This is a genomic window from Erythrobacter neustonensis (assembly GCF_001663175.1).
In the GTDB taxonomy this organism is placed as follows: Bacteria; Pseudomonadota; Alphaproteobacteria; order Sphingomonadales; family Sphingomonadaceae; genus Erythrobacter; species Erythrobacter neustonensis.
The window spans coordinates 914,544-939,202 of the sequence record NZ_CP016033.1; the positions used below are offsets into that span (position 1 = coordinate 914,544).

Genomic DNA, 24,659 nt, shown 5'->3' on the forward strand with positions numbered 1-24,659 from the left:
GCCAAACTGCGCGTCCGGGGATTCGACCGGCCCCATCGGGCCTGATAACGGCGCTGCCATCGGGCATAGATATAAAAAAATCGGGGCCGCAATTGTCAGACGAAATATCCACGAAGTCGTGGGGTGACCGGGTACGCGAATGGTTCCCGGACCGCGAGTTCTTCATGCGCGCCGATGGCGAAGTGCGCTTCATCAAGGTATCCTCGACGCTGCAAAAGCGTGTGGCGGGCAGCATCGCCGTGCTGCTCGCGCTGTGGCTGGTCGCGCTCGCCGTGATGGCCTGGGGCACCTACCGCGCCGAGGCAGACCTTGCCGCGCTTGCACAGGAAAAGGCCCGCGTCGCCAGCGCCAGCAAGCGGATCGATGCCTATGGCGGCGATCTGGGCAAGGCGGTGGGCGAGCTTGAGGAACGCCAGAAGTTCCTCGAGGAAATGGCCCGGATGCTGCCCGAGGACATGGTCGAGGCCGCTGCCGCCGCGCCCGCTCCCGCCACCCCTGCCGCTGCCGAAACCGCCGCCACGATCCGCAAGGTCAGCGCGATGGTCCCCGGTGCCAGCGGGCTTGCCGCGATCGAAGCGCGCCAGATCGCCTTTGCCGAACGCCTGACCCGCTTTGCCGAAGCCCGCGCCCGCCGCGCCGAAGCCGCGATCCGCAAATTGAACCTCGATCCCGGCACGCTCACCCGCAACACGCAGGCCGCAATGGGCGGCCCGTTCGAAGCGATGAAGGGCGCAGAAGACCCGCGCTTTGAACGCCTCGGCCTCAGCCTTGCGCGCATGGCGGTGCTCGAACGCGCGATCGACGGCATCCCGCAGGTCGTCCCCGCCAGCATCCAGAACATCACCTCGGGCTTCGGCTTCCGCCACGATCCCTTCCACGGGCGCGGCGCGATGCATGCGGGAATCGATTTTCGCGGGCCCATCGGCTCGCCGATCTTCGCCGCTGCCGATGGCCGCGTGACCTTTGCCGGGGTCAAGTCGGGCTATGGCAATGCGATCGAGATCACGCATGGTAACGGGATGTTGACCCGCTATGCCCACCTGTCGCGGATCGACGTGAAGGTCGGCCAGGGCGTCGGCGCAGGCAGCACGATCGGCGGGCTCGGCTCGACCGGGCGTTCCACCGGGCCGCACCTCCATTTCGAAGTTCGCATCAATGACCGCGCGGTCAATCCGCGCCCGTTTCTGGAGGCCGCACCCAATGTTCTCAAGGAAGTCCGCGCAGCCGGAGCAAAGTAACGTGGCCGGGATCCGGCCCGCAATCAGGGGCAATGCAATGGGGGCAGGTTCGACCTTTTCGGTGATCGGATCGGATGTGACGATCACGGGCAATATCAGCGCCTCGGCCGATCTGCATATCGACGGCACGATCGATGGCGACATCGCCTGCGCTTCGCTGGTGCAGGGCGACAAGAGCGCCATCAACGGCGCGGTGACGGCGGAAACCGCGCGGCTGGCGGGCAAGGTGACCGGATCGATCACCGCGCGCGAGCTGGTGATCCTCAAGACCGCGCGGATCGAAGGCGATGTGCATTATGATGCTCTGACCATCGAACAGGGCGCGCAGGTCGATGGCCGTTTTGCTCCCAACGCACGCGCCGCGGTGATGGCCGTGCCGAGCGTGGCGATCGCGGGTTAGGCACCGCCGCGCGGCGTTTCGATCGGGGTTAGCGGGGCCTTAGGCCCCCTCCAGCCCGGTTGAGGCCGTTCTCAGACAGGCATTTTCACGCCTTCGCCCGAATGTTTCACGTGAAACATTCGGGCCGTTTTTGTGTCCGTGTCAGAGCACCTCGGCGCGCAGGGTCTTGCGGTCGAGCTTGCCGATCATGGTCTTGGGCAGGCTGTCGCGCACCACCACCTGATCCACGCGCTCGTGCTTGCCGATCCGCGCGTTGAGCCAGCTTGCCAGCTCGGCCCCGGTTTCGGTCGCGCCTTCGTTCAAGGTGACATAGGCGCGCGGCACTTCGCCCCGGGCATCGTCGGGAACGCCGATCACCAGCGCTTCCTTGATCGCGGCGTGTTCGAGGATCACGTCCTCGACCACGCTGGGGAAGACCTTGAAGCCATTGACCGCGATCATGTCCTTGATCCGGTCGACGATCTCGAGGAAGCCGTCCTCGTCGATCCGCGCGACATCGCCGGTGCGCAGATAGCATTTCCCGTCGCGCCGGACGAAAGTGTCGGCATCGCTTTCCGGTCGCTGCCAATAGCCGCGCATGATCTGCGGCCCGCACACCGCAAGCTCGCCCGGCTCGCCCTCGGGGGCGAGGTTTTCGGGGTTTTCCTTGTCGAGCAGAATTACTTCGGTGCCCGGCACCAGCTGCCCGATCGTCCCGCGCTTGCGGGTGCCCTGATAGGGGTTGGCCGAGACCACGCCCGAACTTTCGGTCAGGCCATAGCCTTCGGCAATCCGCACCCCGGTAACCGCCTCGAAGCGTTCGTGCACCGGCGCTGGCATCGGCGCCCCGCCCGAGATGCAGACCTTGAGGCTCGACAGATCGGTCTTGGCGAGATCGGGATGGTCGAGCAGCGCCTGGAACATCGTCGGCACGCCGGGAAAACCGGTGCAGCGGTATTTCTGGATTATCGCCAGCACTTGGCCCGCATCGAACCGCGGCACCATCGCGATCGACCCGCCGGTCACCATCGCGTGGTTGAGCAGGGCGGTGTTGGCGAAGACGTGGAAGAACGGCAGCGCGCCGACGAACACCTCGCCCGCGGGATTGCCGAAGGGGTTGATGCCGGCGACCTGCTGCGCGTTGACCGACAGCTGGTCATGCCCGAGCATCGCGCCCTTGGGCCGCCCGGTGGTGCCGCCGGTATATTGCAGCAGGGCGAGGTCTTCCGGCCCCACCGCGACCTTGGGCGGCGTGCCCGCAGGCGTCATCCCGGCCCAGCTTTTGACCTTGGCGCCATAAGCAACATCGGCGATCTGGCTGCGCTTCAGCAGCTTCATCGCGACGCCCTTGAGCCGTGGAAGCTGGTCCGCGAGGCTGCCAACCACCAGCGTTTCCAGCGTCGAGGCATCGAGCACCTTCTTCGCGGTCTTGTAGAGTTCGGGCACATCGACCGTCACCAGCACCTTGGTGCCGCTGTCGCCGACTTGCCAGGACAGTTCCTCGACCGAATAGAGCGGCGAGAAGTTCACCACGACCGCGCCCGCCATCATCGAGCCGTAATAGGCGGCGGCATAGATCGGCACGTTGGGCAGGAACAGGCCGACCCGGTCGCCCTTGACGATCCCGGCCCGCGACAGACCCAGCGCAAAGGCCTGTGCCTGCGCGTAAATCTGCTTGTAGCTGTAGGTGCGCCCGAGGAAATGCAGGAACGGCGCATCCGGGTTGCGGTGCAGCGTGCGTTCGAACAGCGCGGGCAGGCTCGCCGGCGTGAAGATCGTGCCGAGCGGTGTGGGGTGATGATAGGCGGCGGATCGGGCGGGGGAAAAGTTACTGACAGTCATGTCAATAATTGTGCCGAACAATCGCCCAAGGCACAAGCGAAACCGCCGGATTTGCGACGATTTTGCGCTGCCGGAAACACCATCGCCCCGGAAGCGATCCGGGGCGACGGGTTGTTGGTCAGCAGGAAAGGCGGATCAGATGAACCCGCTTTCCGGATCGATCTTCTGTTCGGCGGCTTCGGCTTCGCGCTTGCGGGCGAGCCAGGCTTCGGCCTCGGCTTCCTGCGCAGCGGCGCCGGCGGCCTTGGTCTGCGCTTCGCGTTCGGCGCGCAGTTCGGCGATCAGGTTCTCGCGGTCGTTGCGTTCGGCCTTGGGCGCGGCATCGCCGCCTTCGCTGATCCCGGCGCGCTTGGCCGCCTTGGCGACCATCGCATCAAGCTCGCGCTGCGAACACAGGCCCAGCGTCACCGGGTCTTTCGGGGTAATGTTCGCGATGTTCCAGTGCGTGCGGTCGCGCAGCGCGCCGATGGTGTTGCGCGTGGTGCCGATCAGCTTGCCGATCTGCGCGTCCGACACTTCGGGATGATGGCGCAGGATCCAGGCGATGCCGTCGGGCTTGTCCTGACGCTTGGACACGGGGGTGTAGCGCGGGCCCTTGGTGCGGGTCACTTCGACCGGGGCCTTGTGCATCTTGAGCGAATAGGCCGGGTCTTCCTGACCCTTTTCGATTTCGGCCTGCGTCAACTCGCCCGAATGCACCGGATCGCGGCCGGTATACTTGCTGCCCGCAAGGTCATCGGCCATCGCCTGCACTTCGAGGATGTGGAGGCCGCAGAACTCGGCGATCTGTTCGAACGACAGCGCCGTGTTGTCCACCAGCCAGGTCGCCGTGGCATGCGGCATCAGCGGCTTGGGCTGATCCTTGATAGCCATGAGGGGAATCTCCGTTGAAAATGAAAGGGCCGCCCCTTTCGGAGCGGCCGCCTTGGGAGCTTAGATAGGCCAAACGGCGAAGAACGGCAAGAAATGGATTCAAAATCCGGGCGGGGCCGCAAGGATGTGCGCCCGATCTTCGCCCAGCGGCGCGAGGCCTGCAAGAAACTGCCGCGTCGCTGAGGCCCATGAAAAGCCCGCACCATAGGCGCGGCACGCGGCGCGGTCGCAATAGCGCGCGGCATCGATCGCGCGGGTCAGATCTTCGGACAGCGCGCCCACTTCCTCGGTGACGATATCGCGCGGCCCCGCCACCGGGAACGCGGCGACCGGCGTCCCGCAGGCCAGCGCCTCAATCATCACCAGCCCGAAGGTATCGGTGCGGCTCGGGAAGACGAAGACATCGGCGTGCGCGTAACATCCCGCCAGCGCTTCGCCGGTGCGCTTGCCGAGGAACAATGCGTGCGGAAACTGCCGCTCCAGCGCGGCGCGCGCGGGGCCATCCCCCACCACGACCTTGGTCCCGGGGTAATCACAGGCAAGGAAGGCGGCTATGTTCTTTTCGACCGCGACCCGTCCGACATAGAGCAGGATCGGGCCTGCCAGACCCGCATATTCGGGCGGCGGCGGCGCGGCGGGCGAAAAGCTCGCCAGATCGACCCCGCGGCTCCAGTGGGCCAGCCGGGTGAGGCCCTGTTCGCGCAGCTGGCTGCGGATCGTTTCGGTGGCGACCATGACGCTTTGCGCAGGGCGGTGGAACCAGCGGATATAGGGCCAGAACAATGCGGCAGGCAGGCCCGTGCGCTGTGCGACATAATCGGGAAACTGCGTGTGATAGGCGGTGGTGAACGGCACCCCCCGACGCAGGCACCAGGCCCTTGCGGCAAGCCCCAGTGGGCCTTCGGTGGCAATATGCACCGCATCGGGCGCGGCGCGCGCCAATCGGCGTCCGACCGCGCCGGGCAGTGTCAGCGCAAGCCGGATTTCGGGATAGGTCGGCGCAGGCACCGACGGATAGCCTTCGGGGCTGATCACCGTCACGCGGTGGCCCCACGCGCGCAGCTGGTCGCAGGTCGCAGTCAGCGTGCGAACCACGCCATTGGTCTGCGGGTGCCACGCATCGGTAACGATCGCGATCGAGGCGGGTTGCGGCAGCACGCCGAGCGGCTCTGCATCGTCGAGGCCGATGACGGACAGGCTGTTCATGCCGCCGCGCGGGCTTCGCCGGCTGGCGCCGCATCCGCGATGCGCCGCTGCATTTCCTCGGGCCAGTGGAGGATTTCCATGCGCCCGTCGTGATGTTCGGCCAGCGCATTGCAGCCCTCGACCCAGTCGCCATCGTTCCAGTATTCGATGGTCCGGCCATTGTGTTCGAAGCTGCGGAATTCGGCGGTGTGGATGTGGCCGCACACCACCCCGTCGACCCCGCGCTCCCCCGCAGCGCGCGCGACGACTTCCTCGTATCGGCCGATGAACTGCGCGGCGTTCTTGACCTTGTGCTTGGCCGCCTTGCTGAGCGACCAGTAGGGCAGCCCCAGCCCGCGGCGCACCGCGTTCACCACAAGGTTGAGCCGCATCATCAGGTGGTAGGCATGATCGCCTACGAAGGCGAGCCACCGGTGCGACAGCATGACGGCATCGAATTCGTCCCCGTGCAGCACCATCAGCCGGCGCCCGTCGGCGGTGTCGTGGAAGGCCGCGCGGCGAATCTCGATCCCGCCGAAGTTGAGGCCGGTGAACTGGCGGAACATCTCGTCGTGGTTGCCCGGGATATAGACCACCCGCGTGCCGCGCCGGGCGCGTTTCATGATCCGCCAGACGATGTCGTTGTGCGCGGCGGGCCAGTAGAACTTCTTCTTCAGCCGCCAACCATCGATGATGTCGCCGACCAGATACATCGTCTCGCTGTCGACATGGTCGAGGAAGTCGATCAGCAGCTCGGCGTTGCACCCTTTGGTGCCGAGGTGGACATCGCTGATCCAGACAGTGCGATAGCGGCGGCGCGCCGCATCTATGGGTTCGGGGCGGCGCGAAGGCCTGCGCGGCAGGCGCGCGATCCTGTCGGCCATCGGGTCGCTGCGGTCGGCGCTGGTCATCGCAAGGCTCCTGAGCAGGGTCTCTCAGGCAGCCTGTGGCAGCAGAATGTGACACCAGCGCCGCAAGCCGGTGACGGTTGCGCGACAGTTTCCGGTCAGCGCGGGGTCAGGCCGATGCGCGGCCTATCCACCGGCCACTTCGAGCACAATCTTGCCGATATGATCGCCCGCTTCCATCCGCGCGTGGGCCGCGGCAGCTTCGGCCAGCGGGAAGGTCTTGTCCATCACCGGGGCCAGTTCCCCGTCGCAGAACAAGGGCCAGGCGTTGGTGGCGATCTCGTCGGCCAACGCGGCCTTGAAGCTGTCCGATCGCGGGCGCAGCGTCGATCCGGTCAGCGTCAGGCGGCGCATCATCACCACCGCCATATTGATGTCGGCCTTGGCCCCGCCCAGCACCGCGATCGTCACGTGGCGGCCATCTTCGGCCATGCATTTGAGGTTGCGCGCGACATAATCGCCCGACACCATATCGAGCACGATGTCCGCGCCCTTGCCATCGGTGTGCGCCATCACCGCTTCGACGAAATCGGTGTCGCGGTAGTTGATTGCGAGATCCGCGCCGATCCGGCTGGCGGCGGCGCACTTGGCCGCATCGCCGCAGGTCACGATCACCGTCATGTCGAACGCCTTGGCGAGCATGATCGCCATTGTCCCGATACCGCTGGTGCCGCCGTGGATCAGCACGGTCTCGCCCTCGCGCGCAAGCCCGCGTTCGAACAGGTTGTGCCACACGGTGAACAGCGTTTCGGGCAGCGCGGCGGCATCGGCCAGCATCATGCCTTCGGGCACGGGCAGGCAGTGCTGCCAATGCGCGGCGCAATATTCGGCGTAGCCCCCGCCCGGCGTCAATGCGGCGACCACCTGCCCCACCATCTCGCGCGGGACTTCGCTGCCGACCGCGACGATCTCGCCCGAAACTTCAAGCCCGAGCAGCGGCGAGGCCCCCTTAGGCGGCGGATAGGCGCCCGCGCGCTGGAGGCAATCGGGCCGATTGACCCCGGCATAGGCAACGCGAATCAGCACATCGTCAGGGCGCAGGCGCGGCAGCGGCATCTCCTGCACCTTGAGAACCTCGGGCCCGCCCGGTGCCTCGAACCCGATGGCTTGCATGGTTTGGGGCAAATCGGACCCGTTGCTGAACACCATTCCGTCTGCCCCTTGAACCTGCATATTAACCAACTTGGCGCAGCGAATAACCGCGACACCGATTGACAGCAAGCCGCTTGGGGCGGATGCTGCGACGGCAATGGAAGAACCCGATCGCCCCCGGCCTGTCGGAGACGCCGCGACCCGCCTCGCTACGGAGGATCTCGGCCCCTATTCGCAGGCAGAACTGGATCACCGGATCGCGCTGCTCGACGCGGAAATCGCGCGGGTCAGGGCGCACCGCGACAAGGCCGCCGCGCACCGCGCCGCGGCCGACGCATTGTTCGGCAAGCGCGGTGGTTGATCCGCGCTGCCCGGCCTTGCGTATCTGACACAGGGGATTCGCAATTCGCGGGTGCTCTCCCATATTGTGAGGAAATGGCCTGTCTTCGCCCCTTGGCCACGGGCTTCACCCCTGCTGAAAGGCCTCTCCCATGCCCAGCTTCGCCCAGAACCTCGAACGCACGCTGCACAATGCGCTCGGCAACGCGTCCGAACGGCGGCACGAATATGCCACGCTCGAACATCTGTTGCTGGCGCTGATCGACGATGAGGATGCGGCCGCCGTGATGGCCGCCTGCGGGGTCGACCTTGCCGAACTGGGCGAGGTGGTGAAGCAGTATCTCGATCAGGAATACCAGTCCCTCAAGACCGAGGACGGCGCCGATCCGCAGCCCACGGCAGGCTTCCAGCGCGTGATCCAGCGCGCGATCCTGCACGTCCAGTCCTCGGGCAAGGACACCGTCACCGGCGCCAACGTGCTGGTCGCGCTGTTCTCCGAACGCGACAGCTACGCGGTCTATTTCCTCCAGCAGCAGGACATGAGCCGGTTGGATGCCGTCAGCTTCATCAGCCACGGGATCGGCAAGGGCGGCCGCCAGGTCGAACCCAAGTCGCCGCAGGGCACCGACAAGTCCGAAGACACCGCGCAGACCAAGGAGACGGGCGGCGCGAAGAAGGAAACCGCGCTCGACCAGTTCACGGTAAACCTCAACGCCAAGGCCGAAAACGGCAAGATCGACCCGCTGATCGGCCGCGGGCCGGAGGTCGACCGGACGATCCAGATCCTGTGCCGCCGTTCGAAGAACAACCCGCTCTATGTCGGCGATCCCGGCGTAGGCAAGACCGCGATTGCCGAGGGCCTGGCGCGCAAGATCATCGAAGGCGACGTGCCCGAAGTGCTGCGCGAAGCGGTGATCTACTCGCTCGACATGGGCGCGCTGCTCGCCGGCACGCGCTATCGTGGTGATTTCGAGGAACGGCTGAAGCAGGTCGTCACCGAGCTTGAGGCGATGCCGCATGCGGTCTTGTTCATCGACGAGATCCACACCGTGATCGGCGCGGGCGCGACCAGCGGCGGGGCGATGGATGCCTCGAACCTGTTGAAGCCGGCCCTGTCGGGCGGGACGATCCGCTGCATCGGTTCGACCACCTACAAGGAATTCCGCAACCACTTCGAAAAGGACCGCGCGCTGCTGCGCCGGTTCCAGAAGATCGACGTGAACGAGCCCACGATCGAGGACACGGTCAAGATCCTTAAAGGTCTGCGCAGCGCGTTCGAGGATCATCACAAGGTCAAATACACCTCGGATGCAATCAAGACCGCGGTCGAATTGTCGGCGCGTTACATCAACGACCGCAAGCTGCCCGACAAGGCGATCGACGTGATCGACGAAGTCGGCGCGATGCAGATGCTGGTGCCGCCGAACCGCCGCAAGAAGACGATCACCGCGCGCGAGATCGAACAGGTCATCGCGACGATGGCCCGCATCCCGGCGAAATCGGTGTCGAAGGACGACAAGAAGGCGCTCGAAAACCTCGAACGCGATCTGAAGCACGTCGTCTTCGGTCAGGACGAGGCGATCAAGCGGCTTTCGACCGCGATGAAGCTGGCCCGCGCAGGGCTGCGCGATCCGGACAAGCCGATCGGCAGCTTCCTGTTCTCCGGCCCCACCGGCGTCGGCAAGACCGAGGTCGCGCGCCAGCTCGCCACCATCATGGGAATCGAACTGAAGCGCTTCGACATGTCTGAATACATGGAGCGTCACTCGGTCAGCCGGCTGATCGGCGCGCCTCCGGGCTATGTCGGGTACGATCAGGGCGGCCTGCTGACCGATGCTATCGACCAGAACCCGCATTGCGTGCTGCTGCTCGACGAGATCGAGAAGGCGCACCCCGATCTGTTCAACATCCTCTTGCAGGTGATGGACAACGGGCGCCTGACCGATCACCACGGCAAGACGGTCGATTTCCGCAATGTGGTGCTGATCATGACCACCAATGCCGGCGCCTCCGATATGGCGCGTCAGGGCATCGGTTTCGGCGATGTGTCGAAGGCGGATGCGGGCGACGAGGCGGTGAAGAAGATGTTCACCCCCGAATTCCGCAACCGCCTGGATGCGATCGTGCCCTTCGCCTATCTGGGCAAGAGCATCGTCGCTCGCGTGGTCGACAAGTTCATCCTCCAGCTCGAACTGCAGCTGGCCGAACAGAACGTCCACATCCAGTTCGACAGCGATGCCCGTGCATGGCTGGGCGACAAGGGTTACGACAAGCTCTACGGTGCGCGTCCGATGGCTCGCCTGATCCAGGAAAAGATCAAGCAGCCGCTCGCCGAGGAGCTGTTGTTCGGCAAGCTCGCCGAAGGCGGCGAGGTGCATGTCAGCATCAAGGACAACAAGCCCGCCTTCGAGATGACCCCGGCCCCGCCCAAGGTGAAGCCGGTCAAGAAGACCGCGGCGCGCAAGTCCGATCCCGAAACCAACCCCGCCCCCGAAACCGACGAGGGCTGAGGCCAAGGCGATAAAACAATTGGGTCGCGGGAGAGGAACCTCTTCCGCGCCCTTTCTGTTAAGCCTTGCATGAGCGCGCCCTTTTCCTGGATCAAGCCCGAGCCGTGGGGCATTCACATCGTCCCCGCCGATGCCTGGGTCGATCCCTCGCGCCCGGTGCCGCGCGCGCTGGTGACGCACGGCCACGCCGATCACGCGCGCGGCGGGCATGGCGAAACCATCGCCACCCCGGAGACGCTGGCGATCATGGAGCTGCGCTATCGCACGGGCGCTTCGGATGCTTCCGGAACCGTTCTGCACAAGGCCACCCCGGTCGAATATGGCGAGACGATCCGCCTGCCCGGCAATGTCGATGCGACCTATATTCCCGCGGGCCATGTGCTCGGCTCTGCGCAGATCCTGCTGGAACACGCGGGCGAGCGGGTCGTCATCACCGGCGATTACAAACGTGCGCCCGATCCCACCTGCGCGGCGTTTCAGGTGACCCCCTGCGATATCTTTATCACCGAGGCGACCTTCGGGCTGCCGGTCTTCACCCATCCCCCGATCGGCGAGGAAATCGGCAAGCTGATCGAGGCACGGCGCGACAATCCCGATTCGGCGGTGATCGTGGGCGCCTATGCGCTGGGCAAGGCGCAGCGGGTGATCGCGGAACTGCGCGCTGCAGGCCACCACGACACGATCTGGCTGCACGGCGCGATGGAAGGGATGTGCCGGCTTTACGAAGACCACGGCATACCGCTGGGCGATCTCAAGCTCGTCAGCGATGCGCCTTCGAAGGATGCGATGCGCGGGCATATCATCGTTGCCCCGCCCTCGGCGCTCAACGACCGCTGGAGCCGCCGGATGCCCGAGCCCATCACTGCGATGGCGAGCGGGTGGATGCGCGTGCGCGGGCGGGCGCGCCAGCGCGGGGTCGAACTGCCGCTGATCATCTCGGATCACGCCGACTGGGGCGAACTCACCCGCACGATTGGCGAGGTGAACCCGCAGGAAACGTGGATCACCCACGGCCGCGAGGAAGCGCTGCTGCGCTGGTGCGCGCTGTCGCAGCGCCGCGCGCGCGCGCTAGCCCTGGTAGGCTACGAGGACGAGGATGACTGACATCCCCGCCCCCGCATATCGGCAAGGCTTACTTGATCGCGGCCAGATCGGCGCCGATCTTGGCGAGCAGGTCGTCGGTGATCATCCCCTGCGAATAGGGCGCAAGGACCTTGAGGCTCATGCCCTTGAATTGTTCGAACGCCGGGTGCTGGTCGATGCCGGGCAGGTGCTTGTCGAGCACCGCCTTGGCACGTGCATCGGCAACCAGCGCGGCGATCGGGGTGTCGATCGACAGCGTGGCAGCGGGCGCCGCGGCGGGCGCTTCCTGCGCGCTGGCAGCGACCGGCGCGGTGGCGGCAGCAAGGGCAAGACCAAGGGCAGCAAAGGGCGCAAGCTTCATGGAACGGTATCCTCATCGCAAAATGGACTGACACGCATGTCAGCAAGCGCGTGTAACGCTTTCGCATGTAAGCGCAATGAACAGATGGGGCCGCGCTGATGGAGGAATTTGCCGCCCTGCTCGACGCGCTGGTCTATACCACCAGCCGCAACCGCAAACTGGCGCTGATCGCGGCATACCTGCGCGAAGCGCCCGATCCCGATCGCGGCTGGGCCTTGGCCGCGCTGACCGACGGGCTCGATTTTCCCTCGGTGAAATCCTCGACCGTGCGCAATCTGATGATGGAGCGGGTCGACCCGGTGCTGTGGACGCTGAGCCGCGATTTCGTCGGCGACACGGCGGAAACCGCCAGCCTGCTGTGGCCCGAGCCCGAAGGTGCCGCGCCGCAGCCCGCGCTCTCGCTCACCGAAATGGTCGAGCGCCTTTCCGCGCTGACCCGCGCTACCGCCCCGCGCGAATTGCCCGCCTTGTTCGACCGCACCGATGCCAAGGGCCGCTATGCACTGATCAAGCTGGCGACCGGGGGGATGCGCGTGGGCGTGTCAGCGCGGCTGGCCAAGGTTGCTTTTGCGCAGGCCTTCGATGTCGCGGTCGAGGAGGTCGAGGAATACTGGCACGCCCTGACCCCGCCTTTTGCCGAACTCTTCGCCTGGGGTGCAGACGGCGGCCCCGCCCCCGACCTTGCCAACGCGCCGCATTTCCGCCCCTTCATGCTCGCCCACCCGCTCGAAGACGGAGTGGTCGATCTCAAGGACTATGCCGCCGAATGGAAATGGGACGGCATCCGCGTGCAGCTGGTGCGCGCGGGCGGGGAAACGCGGGTCTATTCGCGTTCGGGCGACGATATTTCGGCGACCTTCCCCGAACTGCTCGATGTGCTGCCGATGGACGCGGTGCTCGACGGCGAATTGCTGGTCCGCGCGCACACGCAACTGGGCCGCGCGCAGGGCGGCGAGACGGGCGGCGCGGCGAGCTTCAATGCGCTTCAGCAAAGGCTGGGGCGCAAGACCGTGTCGAAGGCGATGCTGCGCGATTACCCGGCCTTCGTGCGGCTCTACGATGTGCTGCTGCTCGATGGGACCGACTGGCGCGAACAGCCATGGAAGTCGCGCCGCGCGACTTTGGAAAGCCTGATGGCGCGGCTGCCCGACAGCCATTTCGATCTGTCCCAGCTGGTCGTGGCCGAGGATTTTGCCGCACTCGCCCGCGTGCGCGATACCGCGCGCGACGAGGCGATCGAGGGGCTGATGCTCAAGCACCGCGAGAGCCCTTACGTGGCGGGGCGCAAGGTCGCGCTGTGGTACAAGTGGAAACGCGATCCGCTGCTGATCGACTGCGTGATGATGTATGCCCAGCGCGGCAGCGGCAAGCGGTCAAGTTTCTATTCCGATTACACCTTCGGCTGCTGGAACGGCGATCCCGATGCGGGCGCCGAACTGCTGCCCGTCGGCAAGGCCTATTCGGGCTTCACCGACGAGGAGTTGAAGAAGCTCGACCGGTTCGTGCGCCAGAACACCTTGAACCGTTTCGGTCCGGTGCGCGAAGTGAAGCGCGAACTGGTGTTCGAAGTCGCCTTCGACAGCGTCCACACCTCCAAACGCCACAAATCGGGCGTGGCGATGCGGTTCCCGCGGATCCACCGCATCCGCTGGGACAAGCCCGCGCACGAAGCGGACCGGCTCGACAGCCTCAAGGAATTGATAAAGGACTGAACGCGGCCTACCCCTTCGCGAAACAAGCGGAGAGATACGCCATGTCTTATGCCACCGCCGCGCTTGCGACCTATGCCAATGCACTCGCAACGCTCGATACGCTGGTCACCAAGGCCGAGAATCACGAAAAAGGTGAAGCGCTGCTCGCCGCACGGCTTGCCGAGGATATGTTCCCGCTATCCACGCAGATCCGCTTCACGCTCGATCAGGTGCTGACCGCGCTGAAACGGCTGGGCGAAGACGGCGCAGCAACGGACGACAGCGAGATCACCAGCTTTGCCCAGGCGCACGAACGCATCGCCGCGGTGCGCGCCGCGGTTGCGGCGACCGATCCGGAAAGCTGGCCCGCAAGCGGCGAGACGGTTGAATTCACGCTGCCCAACGGCATGGCCTTCGCGATGCAGGCGCACGAATATTGCCGCGACTGGGCGATCCCGCAGGTCTATTTCCACCTGATGGCGGCTTATGCGATCCTGCGGGCCGAAGGGGTGGCGATCGGCAAGATCGATTATGTCGGCCATATGCTGCGCTATCTCAAACAGCCGGCGCCGGCGGCCTGACGCGCGCGGCATGCCCGGCGGATCAAACAAGCGCCGTCATCGCTTATACGGGCCATGAAAACCAAGATCCGCGCCAACTGGTCGCATGCCGTTCTGGTCTGCGCCAAATGTTCGAAGAAGCTCGACAAGAAGGACTTGGGCTTCGGGCCTGACGACAAGCGGCTGGCCGCCGCGCTCAAGCGGGAACTCGGCGCTGGCAAAGGGCGCAAGGCGGCGGTCGGCGTGATCGAGGTACCATGTCTCGACATCTGCCCCAAGGGCGGTGTGGTTGTCATCGACAGCCGCCGCCCGGAAGAATGGCGTATCATCACCCCCGATGCGCCATTCGAGGAGGCAGTCGAGGCCTTGCGCTAAAGCGCGGCGGCGACCGCCTCGGCATGCGCGCGTGCGTTTTCGGCATAGTGCGCGGTGCCGATCCGCATGCCCATCACCGCCGCATCATCGAGATCGCGCAGCTTTTTGGCGGGACGGCCGGCCCACAATTCGCGCGGCGCAATCACCTTGCCCTCGGTCAGCATCGCGCCGGCGGCCAGCATCGCGTCCGAACCGATCACCGCCTTGTTCATCACGATCGCGCCAAGGCCAACAAAGCCGCGGTCGTGGATCGTGCAGCCGTGCACCATCGCCATGTGGCCGATCAGCACATCGTCGCCGATGATCAGCGGCGAGCCATCGGGATCGCCCGGACGCGGCGGGTCGCAGTGGAGCACGCTGCCATCCTGCACATTGCTCCGCTGGCCGATCACGATCCGCGACACGTCCGCGCGCAGCACGCAATTATACCAGATCGACGAGCCTTCGCCGATTTCGACATCGCCGATGATCGTGACGCCCGGCGCGATAAAGGCGCTGTCGTGGATGCGCGGGGTCTTGCCGTGGATCGGCACGATGTTGACGCCCGGGCGGCTGGAGGAAGAATTCATGACGGACCTCTGATCAGGGCTTGACGCCAAGCAGCGTGTTCCACCGAAATTGCGGCAAAGTCGATGCATATTGATCGCTCCAGACCGTATCGGACAGCGTGGCAAGTGCGCGCCATTCGGTTCTACCGCTGGCCTGCCTGAGCGCGGCCAGGGTTTCGGCCCTTTGCGAGAGCACGATCCACATCGACGGGGTCAGGCCGGTTGTCCGGTCCGGGTTGTCCCAGCGCAGCATCGCCTGCATCCCGGCATCGCGGGCGAGCGCGGCGATCACAGGTTCCAGATCGATAAAGCGGTTCGAAATGTGGATCGCCACCGAACCATTCGCCGCGATCGAACGGCGATAGGCCTCTAGCGCCTCGCGCGTCAAAAGGTGCAGCGGGATCGCGTCGGACGAGAAAGCATCGACGACCAGAATATCGAACTGGCCCGGCGCTTCGTCTTCGAGCGCAATCCGGGCATCTCCAATCACGATCTCGCTGTCGGGGGCACAATCGGACAGGAACGTGAACCGCCCGCGGCGCGAGAATTCGAGGATCGCAGGATCGATTTCGTAGAACCGGTAGGTCTGACCGGGCGTGCGGTAACAGGCGAGCGTTCCCGTTCCAAGACCGACAACCCCGATCCGCGCCTCCGTACCGTATAGCGCCGATGCATTGCGCAGCAGCAACCCCACCCCGGCTTCGCGGCCATAATAGGCTGTCGGTTCGCGCCGCTTTGCAGGCGCAAGGAACTGGCGACCGTGATCGGTCGTGCCATGTGCCAGCACGCGCAAGCCATGCGTTTTCGAATCGCTGACAGTGTAGACGCCGAAATAGCTGCGCACCCGCTCCCCGGTCCGGTAGGCATTCACATGCCCGGGCAGGCCGATCGCCACCATCGTCAGCCCGAATACGGCGAGAAACGCGGCGCGGTTGAACATCACCCCCACCGCCACCACGGCGAGCGCACCATAAAGCGGCCAGACGATCGCTTCGCGGCCCTGATCGGCGGCGAGAACGAGGTGCCAGGACAGCAACATCGCCAGCATCAGCCCCACTGCCAGAACCGGCAACCGCAGCCTGGTATCGGCCGCCAGCCGGTCCTGCCAAGGGGTGAGCGAACGCAGCGGCACCAGCGCGGCGGCCGCCATCACCAGCAGCGGGTGTTCCCACACCCAGTCGAACAGCAGCGGCGCAAACAGTGCGGTGAACATCCCGCCCAATGCGCCGCCCGCCGACATCACGAGGTAGAACAGCGTCAGGCGCGAGGGATCGGGGCGCAGATCGTACATCCGGGCGTGAAGCGCGACCGAAACGGCGAACAGGAGCGCCACCGACGCACCCAGCAGCCACAGGTTCTCACCCGATTGCGACATCATCGCAGTCCCACCGGCGATCACCACGACCGCAGGCGCCGCGCGCGAAATCAGCCGCGCAGGCTTGCGGTTCTCGGCGAAGGCAACGCTGAAACTGAGAAGGTAAAGGCCAAGCGGGATCACCCACAAAAGCGGCATCGCAAAGATATCGGTGGTCAGATGCGTCGTCGTCGACAGCATCAAGCCTGATGGCACGGCAGCGAGCACCAGCCACACGGCCATCCGCCGCCCCGCAATCGGCGCCGCGGGGGATCGTGCCCCATCCGCGCTGTCCATGGCAGACGCGGCATTATCGGGCGCAGCAAGATGCCACCGCGCAACCGCTACCGACAGCAACAGCAGCACCATGATACCGTAACCGATGCTCCAGATCAGGCTTTGGTCGCCAAGGCCAAGCAGCGGCTCGATAAGCAAGGGATAGCTGAGCAATCCGGCAAAGCTGCCAATGTTCGAAGCCGCATAAAGGCCATAGGGGTCGCCCGCGCCCGGATCGGCCGAGAACCAGCGCTGGATTAGCGGGGCCTGTGCCGAAATCAGGAAGAACACGGGCCCGACCGAGGCGAACAGCAGCGCAGGCACCCACAAGGCTTCCATGCCCGCGCCCAAGTCGGAGAGGTCGGCAAGCGACAGCGGCAAGGTCAACGCGGCCGCGATCAGCAACGCAATATGCAGCCCCAATTGACGCCGCAACGTCAGCCTGCCGATCAGATGCGCATAGGCATAACCCCCGAGCAACAGCGCCTGATAGACCAGCATTGCGCTGTTCCAGACGTTGGGCGTCCCGCCCAGCCGCGGCAGTGCAAGGCGCGCCATCAGGGGCTGCACGAGAAACAGCAGGAAGCTCCCTGCGAAAATGGCGGCAACGAAAAGCGAGCGGCGAGGGTTGGTCATCATCGTCCCGGCGTTGAAAAACGAACCTTCGCCCTACGGGCTTATGGTAAATATCACGTATCCGCCGCCGGGCCCTGCCCCTCCCACGCCCTCCGGGTGATCGCGTATTGGATATGCCGCTCGCCCCCGTCGGGGTCGGCGAAATCCAGGTTTTCGCGGCGGGTCATGCCGAGTTTTTCCATCAACCGCCAACTGCCGACATTGCTGGCGATCGTCAGCGCAACGATCCGCGGCGCATCAAATGCGGTAAATCCCCAGTCGATCACCGCGCGCATCGCCTCTAAGGCGTAGCCCTGCCGCCAACGATCCGCGCGCACCACCCAGCCGATCTCGAAGTCTTCCGGATTGGGCGCAGCCGGGTGCGCGACGCGGCGCAGCCCGCAATGCGCGACCATCGCGCCGCCGTCGCGTTCCTCGGCAATCATGAAGCCATAGCCGTTCGCGGCAAAGCTGGCGCGCGAGGCGGCGTGCTTGGCCGCGATCACCTCGCGCGGTTGCACCCCGCCCAGATGCCGCATGACCTCGGGCGTGTTGAGCAATTCCATGTGCGGTTCCAGATCGTCCGCGCCGATCCGTCGCAGGATCAGCCGCTCGGTCGTCAGCACGGGTGCCGTCACGCAGCCGGGCCTTGCGCGTTCCACGTCGCCCGGGTGATCGCATGGGCGATGATCCGCGGGTTTTCGGGGTCGAAATCGGCGCTGTCGAAGTCGAGGTCTTCGCGCCGTTCCATTCCCAGCCGCAGCATCAGCCCCCAGCTTGGGGCATTGCCCTGCACCGTCAGCGCAATCACCTCGTCCGCGCCGAAATGTTCGAAGGCGAGCGCCAGCGAGGCGGCGGCGGCTTCCCTGGCATAGCCCTGCCCCCAGGCGTCCTCGCGCAGCCGCCAGCCCACTTCCATCAGTCCCTGCGGCCCGCCCGGCTGGTTCGAGCGTTTGAGCCCGCAAAAGCCGAGCAGCGCGCCGTCCGCGCGGCGTTCGACCACCCAGAAGGTGTGGCCGTGGTCGGCGCGATAGGCTTCGAGCCGCGCACGCACCGCGGCGCGTCCTTCCGCGTCGACCACGCCGCCAAGCCAGCGCATCACCGCCGGCGTGTTGGTGCCCTCCCAGAACGCCGCCCAGTCCTCATCGCGCCAGTCGCGCAAGGTCAGCCGGGCGGTGTCGTGGCGGAACGCTGCGCCGGGCTTACCCATTCAAGAGCCGTGCCGCATGGGCGGCATGATAGGTCAGCACCCCGCTCGCGCCCGCGCGCTTGAAGGCGAGCAGCGTCTCCAGCACCAGCGCATCGCGGTCCCCCGCTCCGGCGGCGGCGGCGGCCTCGATCATCGCGTATTCGCCGCTCACCTGATAGGCGAAGACCGGCACGTCGAACGCTGCTTTCACCCGCGCGACGATGTCGAGATAGGGCAGCCCCGGCTTCACCATCACGCTGTCCGCGCCCTCGGCGATGTCCAGCGCGACTTCGCGGATCGCCTCGTCGGTGTTGGCGGGGTCCATCTGGTAGGTCTTCTTGTCACCCTTCAGCAGCCCGCCGCTGCCCACCGCATCGCGGAACGGGCCGTAAAAGGCGCTGGCATATTTGGCGGCATAGGACATGATCTGGACATTGCAGTGCCCGTTCATTTCCAGCGCCATGCGGATCGCCTTGATCCGCCCGTCCATCATGTCCGACGGCGCGATGATATCCGCGCCCGCCTCGGCCTGATTGACCGCCTGATCGACCAGCATCGCGACCGTATCGTCGTTGAGGACATAGCCGCCTGCGTCGATCAGCCCGTCCTGCCCGTGGCTGGTATAGGGATCAAGCGCGACATCGGTCAGCACGCCGATTTCGTTGCCGCACGCGTCCTTGATCGCGCGGATCGCCTGGCACATCAGGTTGTCGGGATTGTGCGCTTCGGCCCCTTGTTCGCAGCGCAGGTCATGCGGGGTGTTGGGGAACAGCGCGATCACCGGAATGCCCAGATCGACCGCCTCTTTCGCGCGCGCGGCGATCCCGTCGACCGACCAGCGCGAGACGCCGGGCAGGCTGGCTATCGGTTCCTCGACGCCCTTGCCCGAGGTGACAAACAGCGGCCAGATCAGATCGGCCGGGGTGAGCATCGTTTCGCGGTGCAAGTTGCGGCTCCACGCGTGGGCGCGGGTGCGGCGAAGGCGGGTGTTGGGATAGCATGCGGTCATGGGCGCAAGGCTTACGCCCATTCGCCGCGCCGCTTCAAGCGCTGGTTATGGCGCGCGCGCAGCGGGTGGGCCTTGCCGCGCCGTGTCGATCTTCTCGATCTCGCGCACCGGTTCGCGCGTTTCGCCGGCCTGCGGGGCAAGATCGGCAAGCGCCGCGCCCGGCACGACCTCCTTCAGCATCAGCAGGCGGCGGCGGAAATCAATAAGCTCGGTCCCCGACAGCAGCGCACGGTTGACGAACTGGACGCTTGCCGGATTGATCGGCCGCCCGCCGCGATACATTTCGTAGTGGAGGTGCGCGCCGGTCGACAGGCCGGTCGATCCGACATAGCCGATCACCTGCCCGCGCCGCACGGTCATGCCCGGCGCCACCGCCATCCGGCTCATGTGGCAATAGCGCGTCGACAACCCGCCGCCATGCTCCAGCCGCACCGCGATCCCGCAGCCGCCCGCGCGCCCGGCCGAACTCACCCGCGCATCGCTGACCGCGACGATCGGGGTGCCGTGTGACGCCTTGAAGTCCATTCCCGAATGCATCCGGAAATAGCCGAGGATCGGGTGCCGCCGCATCCCGTAATTCGACGTGATCGCGCCCGGCACCGGGGCCAGCAGCCCGCGGCGCTGTTCGCCCACGCCCGATGCCTCGTAGAACCGCCCGCCCGTGCCCCAGCGCATCAGCTGCGTGCGCGCCCGGCCGGCGCGGTCGATCCCGGCATAAAGCAGCTGCCCCGCCTGCCGTTCGCCCGTCGCGGCGCGGCGATAGGACAGGATGACATCGAATTCGTCCGACGCGCGCACTTCGCGCTCGATATCGATCTGTTCGTCGAGCGTCTTGAGGTAGTCCTGCACCGCGCTTGCCGGGACACCCGCCTGCCGCATCGAGCGATAGAGGCTGGAGCCGACCAGCCCGCGCACCCGCAGCGGGGTTTCATCGACCCGGATCGGCTTGCGTTGCAGCGCGAGCGGTCCGTTCGGGATCACCGGCGTGCCATCGGCGGCAACCTGGCCCACGCCGGGGCGGGCCAGCGCAAGTTCGAGATCGAAGCGCGCGCGGAACGACAGCGCGTCGAGCGGCCGCGGGGCACCGGCGGCGGCGCGGCGGCCCAGCGTCAGGTCCATCTGCGTGCCCGGCGCGATATCGCCCACGGCAACCGCCTGCCCCACCAGCGCGGCGGCGCGGTCGATATCCTCCGCTGCCACGCCCGCGCGGCGCAGCATCGAAACGAAGCTGTCTCCTGGGGCGAGTGTCACCACCATCGCGATCTGCGGGCGTTCGGGCGCGCTTTTCAGCGGGATCACCGCCGTGGTCGGCCCCATCCGCCGCCCGCTGTCCGCGCCCAGCGCCAGCGGCAGCACCATCTGGCTGCGCATTTCGCTGTTCACTGCGGGGTCGAGCGGCATTGCCGGCCGTGCTTCGAGCGGGGTGAGATCGGGCCAGAACGCGATCGCCGCCACCCCCAGGCCGACCATCGTGCCGAGCCCGCGCAGCCAGCGGCGGCTGCCGATATTCTCGCCCAGATCGGGGGCGAGATCGAGCCGGTCGAACCAGCGCGAGGCGTCCTGCCGCCGCGCATCGAAGCGCGCGATCGCACGGTCACGCTGCGCCACCAACCGCCGCTTCAGCCGCTGGGCAGCGGTGGGTTCGGCAAACTGCCGCGAATTGTCGAGATAGCGTTTGAGTTCGCGCGCGGTTGCCGGATCGACCGGCACCGGGACGATTGCGGTGCCCGGACGGATCGCCAACGCGCGGCCCGCGTCGTCGGGCGCGCCAAATCCAGACATGCCAGCGGGATCCCCGTCCGGGCCGTCTGCGTCGGTCACTGTGCGCGCGTGGTCCAACATCCTGCCCCGTGGCAATGCCCTGTCGGGGCGAACGTGAGCCGCCACCGGGCGGGTCGCAAGGCGTCGCCCTGCCGCATTTTGCTACCCGAACAAAGTAAAACCGGCGTTAACCAGCGACGAGCCGCGGCGCACAAGCGGCAAGGCGTTGCCCCATGCTGCGCGCTGGCTCCCATTGCCGCCACGCTTGCTCCCGGCGGGCAAGCCTGACACAAGCGGTCGGGTCGTGACCTTCCCCGCCAACCCCCGCCCGTCCAGGGGCGCCGAAGACAATCGCCGCGTGCGCGCGGTGCTCGGCCCCACCAACACGGGCAAGACGCACCTCGCGATCGAGCGGATGTGCGGCCATTCGTCCGGAATGATGGGCTTTCCGCTGCGCCTGCTCGCGCGCGAAGTCTATGACCGGGTGCGCGCGATAAAGGGCGACAAGCAGGTCGCGCTGATCACCGGCGAGGAACGGATCGAACCGCCCGAAGCACGCTATTTCCTCTGCACCGCCGAAGCCATGCCGCGCACCGCCGGACAGCACGCCTTCGTCGCGCTCGACGAGGCGCAATTGGGCGCAGACCCCGAACGCGGGCACATCTTCACCGACCGCCTGCTTCACGCCCGCGGGCGCGAGGAGACGATGATCCTCGGCAGCGCCACATTGGAACCGATGGTCAAGGCGCTGATCCCCGGCGCGGAAATCACCAGCCGCCCGCGCTTTTCCACGCTCTCCCATGCGGGCGTGTGCAAGCTGTCGCGCCTGCCCAAACGCAGCGCCGTGGTCGCCTTCAGTGTAGAACAGGTTTACGCCATGGCCGAAGCCCTGCGCCGGTTCCGCGGCGGCGCGGCGGTGGTGATGGGCGCGCTTTCGCCCGAAACCCGCAACAAGCAGGTCGCAATGTTCCAGTCGGGCGAGGTCGACTATATCGTCGCCACCGACGCGATCGGGATGGGATTGAACCTCGATCTCGATCACGTTGCCTTCGCCGCGCTGGCGAAATTCGACGGGCATCGCAAACGCCGCCTCACCCCGTCGGAGATGGCGCAGATCGCGGGCCGCGCCGGGCGGCACCAGCGCGACGGCACCTTCGGCACGCTGTCGGGCACCGGCAAGGGCGACGGCGAACCGCTCGCCTTCACCGACGAGGAAGTCTACGCGATCGAGGAACACAAGTTCGCGCCGCTGACCCACCTGTTCTGGCGCGATGCGACCCCGCGGTTCGATTCGCTTGCCAAACTGATCGCCGATCTCGAATCGCGCCCTGCCCATCCGGCCCTGAAAGCCGCGCCCGAGGCGATCGACCTCGCGGTGCTGCGCCGCCTGGCGGCCGATCCCGTTGCCGACACCGTGCGCGGACCGGGCAATGTCCGGCGCTTCTGGGAGGTCTGCTCGCTGCCTGATTTCCGCAATGTCGGGGTGGAACAGCACGCCCGCTTCATCGCGCGGTTGTGGGACGACCTGCGCGGCGGATATATCGGCGCGGATTTTATCGCCGCGCGCATCGCCGAACTTGACCGGATGCAGGGCGACATCGACACGCTGCAGGGGCGAATCGCGGCGATTCGCGCCTATGCCTATATCTGCCAGCGCCCGGATTGGGTATTGGCGCGGGACGAAATGGCCGCGCGGGCGCGCGCGGTCGAAGCAAAGCTTTCGGATGCGCTGCATGCGCGGCTGACCGAAAGGTTCGTGAATCGAAGGACGACACTCTTGATGAAATCGCTGGGGCAGGATGCATCTGCGCTGCCCGTCACGCTCGAACCCGATGGCCATGTCACCGTGGAGGGCGAAAGCATCGGCCGGCTCGATGGTTTCCGCTTCCAGGTCGATCCCGATGCCGGGGTGGCCGATCGCCGGATGCTGCTCGCCGCGGGCGAGAAGGCCCTGCCTGCAATCCTCGCAAGCCGCGCCGAATGGCTGCTGGCCGAAGGCGTGGGCGAGCTTGAAATCAGCGGCGGCGCGATCCGCTGGCAGAACCGCGCGCTGGCCGAGATCACTTTCCCCGGCCATCCCGGTTCGGGCAATTTCGGCACCCCGCGCCTGACGCTGAGCCGCGATCTGGCGCTCTTGCCCGAGGCGGCAAAGGCGAAGCTCGAAGCCGGGCTTGCCGCGTGGCTCGACAAGCAGCTCGAACCGCTCGAACCCTTGCGCAAGCTGGCCGAGGCCGCACGCGATCCCGAAGCCGGATCGCAGGCGCGCGCGCTGGTGATCACGCTGATCGAGGCGCGCGGCGTGATCAGCCGCGAGGATGCGGGGCTCGAAAATCTGCCCAAGGAAATGCGCCCCTATCTGCGCAAGCTCGGCATCACTTTCGGCGCGCTCGACATCTTCGATGCGCCGCTGCTCAAGCCCGCGCCGCGGCGACTGCTGCACGCGCTGGGGCTGGATACCCGCGCCGTGCAGGATGCGATGCTGCCCGTGCTGGCCGAGGGCAGCTGGGCCAAAGGCCGCCTGCCTGCCGGATACCGCTATGCCGGAAGCCAAGCGATCCGGGTCGATCTGGCCGAGAAGATCTTCCGCGCCGCCTTCGATGCGCGCAGCCTCGTGACCGCGGCGCATCCCAAGGAGCGCAACCGTCCGTTCCGGGTCGATCTGGCGCTGGCGGTGTCGGTCGGGCTCGAAGCGGAGAACGCACGCCGCCTGCTGGGCAGCGCGGGCTTCCGTGTCGAACGCGCGCGCGCGCTGGCCGAAGGCGCGCAAGGTGCACCCGCGCCCGACCGCTGGTATTGGCGCCCGCGCCGTCCGGGCGAAAAGGACGAACGCCGCGGCGAGCGCAAGGACACACGCAGCGGCCAGCGCGGCCAGCCCCGCGGTGAGCCTCGCGCAAAATCGGGTGGCCCGCGCGGCAAGGGATCGGACGATCCGAAGCGCGGCGGGCAGCGTGGCCCCAGACCCCCGCGTGATGGCGACAAGCGCGGTCCAAGATCCGCCCAGACCCCGTCTCGCCCCCCCGTCGACACCGGCCCGGCCCGTGCCGGCGGTGCCTTCGACAAACTGGCGGACCTGCTCAAGGGATGAGCCGCGAGGGTGCGGGCGAAATGCTCAGGATCGACCGCTTGCTGGTCTATCTGCGCTTTGCCCGCACCCGCTCTGCCGCCGATGCGCTGATCGCGCGCGCTGCGGTGCGCCGCAACCGCCGGCACGTGCTGCGCGGGGCGGAATGTGCGCGCTGCGGCGATGTGCTGACGGTGATGGTCGGCGCCGAGGTCAGGGTGATCGAACTGCTCACCCTGCCCGCCCGCCGCGGGTCACCCGCCGAGGCGCGCAGCCATTACCGCGCGCTCGACGTTTTTCATGAGATTGCCGGGGCAGGGCTTGACCCTAACGGGCAAAACACCATAGGCGGAGCGCCTGTGCCGAGCCGCGCGCCCGGTGATCCCGAAGACTTCTCGTGAAAGAGCCGC

22 protein-coding genes are annotated in these 24,659 nt (G+C 66.5%); 10 read left to right on the forward strand and 12 right to left on the reverse strand.

What is annotated here, in order from left to right; genetic code table 11:
• Positions 1–92: 92 nt before the first annotated feature.
• Positions 93–1,238, forward strand: coding sequence for a M23 family metallopeptidase (locus tag A9D12_RS04305; RefSeq protein ID WP_335645784.1), 1,146 nt, complete (start codon positions 93–95; stop codon positions 1,236–1,238).
• Between the two features lie 37 nt (positions 1,239–1,275).
• Positions 1,276–1,638, forward strand: coding sequence for a bactofilin family protein (locus tag A9D12_RS04310; protein WP_068350117.1), 363 nt, complete (start codon positions 1,276–1,278; stop codon positions 1,636–1,638).
• A gap of 141 nt (positions 1,639–1,779) precedes the next feature.
• Here A9D12_RS04310 and A9D12_RS04315 read toward each other — a convergent pair whose 3' ends face one another.
• The 5 genes from A9D12_RS04315 to A9D12_RS04335 form a co-directional block, all read right to left on the reverse strand.
• Positions 1,780–3,459 (reverse strand): long-chain-fatty-acid--CoA ligase, encoded by a 1,680-nt coding sequence (locus tag A9D12_RS04315; protein ID WP_068350119.1) that lies wholly within the window; start codon positions 3,457–3,459, stop codon positions 1,780–1,782.
• A gap of 135 nt (positions 3,460–3,594) precedes the next feature.
• Positions 3,595–4,332, reverse strand: a complete 738-nt coding sequence (locus A9D12_RS04320) for a DUF1013 domain-containing protein (protein ID WP_068350121.1) — start codon at positions 4,330–4,332, stop codon at positions 3,595–3,597.
• Between the two features lie 99 nt (positions 4,333–4,431).
• Positions 4,432–5,538: a glycosyltransferase family 4 protein gene (locus A9D12_RS04325; protein ID WP_082925390.1), complete on the reverse strand. Its 1,107-nt coding sequence runs from the start codon at positions 5,536–5,538 to the stop codon at positions 4,432–4,434.
• Positions 5,535–6,401 carry a UDP-2,3-diacylglucosamine diphosphatase gene (locus A9D12_RS04330; protein ID WP_068353627.1) on the reverse strand — a complete coding sequence of 289 codons (867 nt, stop codon included), beginning with the start codon at positions 6,399–6,401 and terminating at the stop codon, positions 5,535–5,537. Before A9D12_RS04330 ends, A9D12_RS04325 begins: the two co-directional genes overlap by 4 nt.
• Positions 6,402–6,551: 150 nt before the next feature.
• The gene (locus A9D12_RS04335; RefSeq protein ID WP_068353631.1) at positions 6,552–7,538 is read right to left on the reverse strand and encodes an NAD(P)H-quinone oxidoreductase; all 987 of its coding nucleotides are present in this window, start codon (positions 7,536–7,538) and stop codon (positions 6,552–6,554) included.
• A gap of 136 nt (positions 7,539–7,674) precedes the next feature.
• Here A9D12_RS04335 and A9D12_RS04340 point away from each other — a divergent pair, with 136 nt between their 5' ends.
• From A9D12_RS04340 to A9D12_RS04350, 3 genes are all read left to right on the forward strand, one after another.
• On the forward strand, positions 7,675–7,878 hold the full coding sequence (locus tag A9D12_RS04340) for a DUF1192 domain-containing protein (protein ID WP_068350122.1): 204 nt from the start codon (positions 7,675–7,677) through the stop codon (positions 7,876–7,878).
• A 130-nt stretch (positions 7,879–8,008) separates the two neighbouring features.
• Positions 8,009–10,366, forward strand: a complete 2,358-nt coding sequence (gene clpA, locus A9D12_RS04345; RefSeq protein ID WP_068350123.1) for an ATP-dependent Clp protease ATP-binding subunit ClpA — start codon at positions 8,009–8,011, stop codon at positions 10,364–10,366.
• A 69-nt stretch (positions 10,367–10,435) separates the two neighbouring features.
• Positions 10,436–11,470 (forward strand): ligase-associated DNA damage response exonuclease, encoded by a 1,035-nt coding sequence (locus A9D12_RS04350; RefSeq protein ID WP_068350125.1) that lies wholly within the window; start codon positions 10,436–10,438, stop codon positions 11,468–11,470.
• A 28-nt stretch (positions 11,471–11,498) separates the two neighbouring features.
• Here A9D12_RS04350 and A9D12_RS04355 read toward each other — a convergent pair whose 3' ends face one another.
• A complete protein-coding gene (locus tag A9D12_RS04355) occupies positions 11,499–11,810 on the reverse strand; it encodes a hypothetical protein (RefSeq protein WP_068350128.1) in 312 nt (103 codons plus the stop codon).
• A 98-nt stretch (positions 11,811–11,908) separates the two neighbouring features.
• On the opposite strand from A9D12_RS04355, the gene A9D12_RS04360 reads away from it, so the two are divergent.
• Genes A9D12_RS04360 through A9D12_RS04370 form a run of 3 tightly spaced genes read left to right on the forward strand, consistent with a single transcriptional unit; the run spans position 11,909 to position 14,436 of the window.
• Positions 11,909–13,522 carry a cisplatin damage response ATP-dependent DNA ligase gene (locus A9D12_RS04360; RefSeq protein WP_068350130.1) on the forward strand — a complete coding sequence of 538 codons (1,614 nt, stop codon included), beginning with the start codon at positions 11,909–11,911 and terminating at the stop codon, positions 13,520–13,522.
• 41 nt (positions 13,523–13,563) lie between these two features.
• Positions 13,564–14,082 (forward strand): DUF1993 domain-containing protein, encoded by a 519-nt coding sequence (locus A9D12_RS04365; protein ID WP_068350131.1) that lies wholly within the window; start codon positions 13,564–13,566, stop codon positions 14,080–14,082.
• Between the two features lie 54 nt (positions 14,083–14,136).
• Positions 14,137–14,436, forward strand: coding sequence for a (2Fe-2S) ferredoxin domain-containing protein (locus tag A9D12_RS04370; RefSeq protein ID WP_068350134.1), 300 nt, complete (start codon positions 14,137–14,139; stop codon positions 14,434–14,436).
• On the opposite strand, the gene A9D12_RS04375 is transcribed toward A9D12_RS04370, so the two are convergent.
• The 6 genes from A9D12_RS04375 to A9D12_RS04400 are packed head-to-tail and all read right to left on the reverse strand — an operon-like array spanning position 14,433 to position 21,209.
• Positions 14,433–15,005 (reverse strand): gamma carbonic anhydrase family protein, encoded by a 573-nt coding sequence (locus A9D12_RS04375; RefSeq protein ID WP_068350142.1) that lies wholly within the window; start codon positions 15,003–15,005, stop codon positions 14,433–14,435. The two genes, A9D12_RS04370 and A9D12_RS04375, sit on opposite strands and share 4 nt — an antisense overlap.
• A 13-nt stretch (positions 15,006–15,018) precedes the next feature.
• A complete protein-coding gene (locus A9D12_RS04380) occupies positions 15,019–17,253 on the reverse strand; it encodes a spermidine synthase (protein ID WP_231889691.1) in 2,235 nt (744 codons plus the stop codon).
• A gap of 50 nt (positions 17,254–17,303) precedes the next feature.
• Positions 17,304–17,867: a GNAT family N-acetyltransferase gene (locus tag A9D12_RS04385; RefSeq protein ID WP_068353636.1), complete on the reverse strand. Its 564-nt coding sequence runs from the start codon at positions 17,865–17,867 to the stop codon at positions 17,304–17,306.
• Positions 17,864–18,439, reverse strand: a complete 576-nt coding sequence (locus A9D12_RS04390; protein ID WP_068350143.1) for a GNAT family N-acetyltransferase — start codon at positions 18,437–18,439, stop codon at positions 17,864–17,866. The genes A9D12_RS04385 and A9D12_RS04390 overlap by 4 nt, the downstream gene beginning before the upstream one ends.
• On the reverse strand, positions 18,432–19,427 hold the full coding sequence (hemB, locus tag A9D12_RS04395) for a porphobilinogen synthase (protein WP_068350144.1): 996 nt from the start codon (positions 19,425–19,427) through the stop codon (positions 18,432–18,434). Before hemB ends, A9D12_RS04390 begins: the two co-directional genes overlap by 8 nt.
• 45 nt (positions 19,428–19,472) lie before the next feature.
• A complete protein-coding gene (locus A9D12_RS04400) occupies positions 19,473–21,209 on the reverse strand; it encodes a M23 family metallopeptidase (protein ID WP_231889692.1) in 1,737 nt (578 codons plus the stop codon).
• A 283-nt stretch (positions 21,210–21,492) separates the two neighbouring features.
• Between A9D12_RS04400 and A9D12_RS04405 the strand changes: the two genes are divergently transcribed.
• Positions 21,493–24,273: a helicase-related protein gene (locus tag A9D12_RS04405; RefSeq protein WP_418251572.1), complete on the forward strand. Its 2,781-nt coding sequence runs from the start codon at positions 21,493–21,495 to the stop codon at positions 24,271–24,273.
• Entirely contained in the window at positions 24,270–24,650 is a 381-nt protein-coding gene (locus A9D12_RS04410) for an RNA-binding S4 domain-containing protein (protein ID WP_197489879.1), read from the forward strand. Before A9D12_RS04405 ends, A9D12_RS04410 begins: the two co-directional genes overlap by 4 nt.
• Positions 24,651–24,659 lie beyond the last annotated feature (9 nt).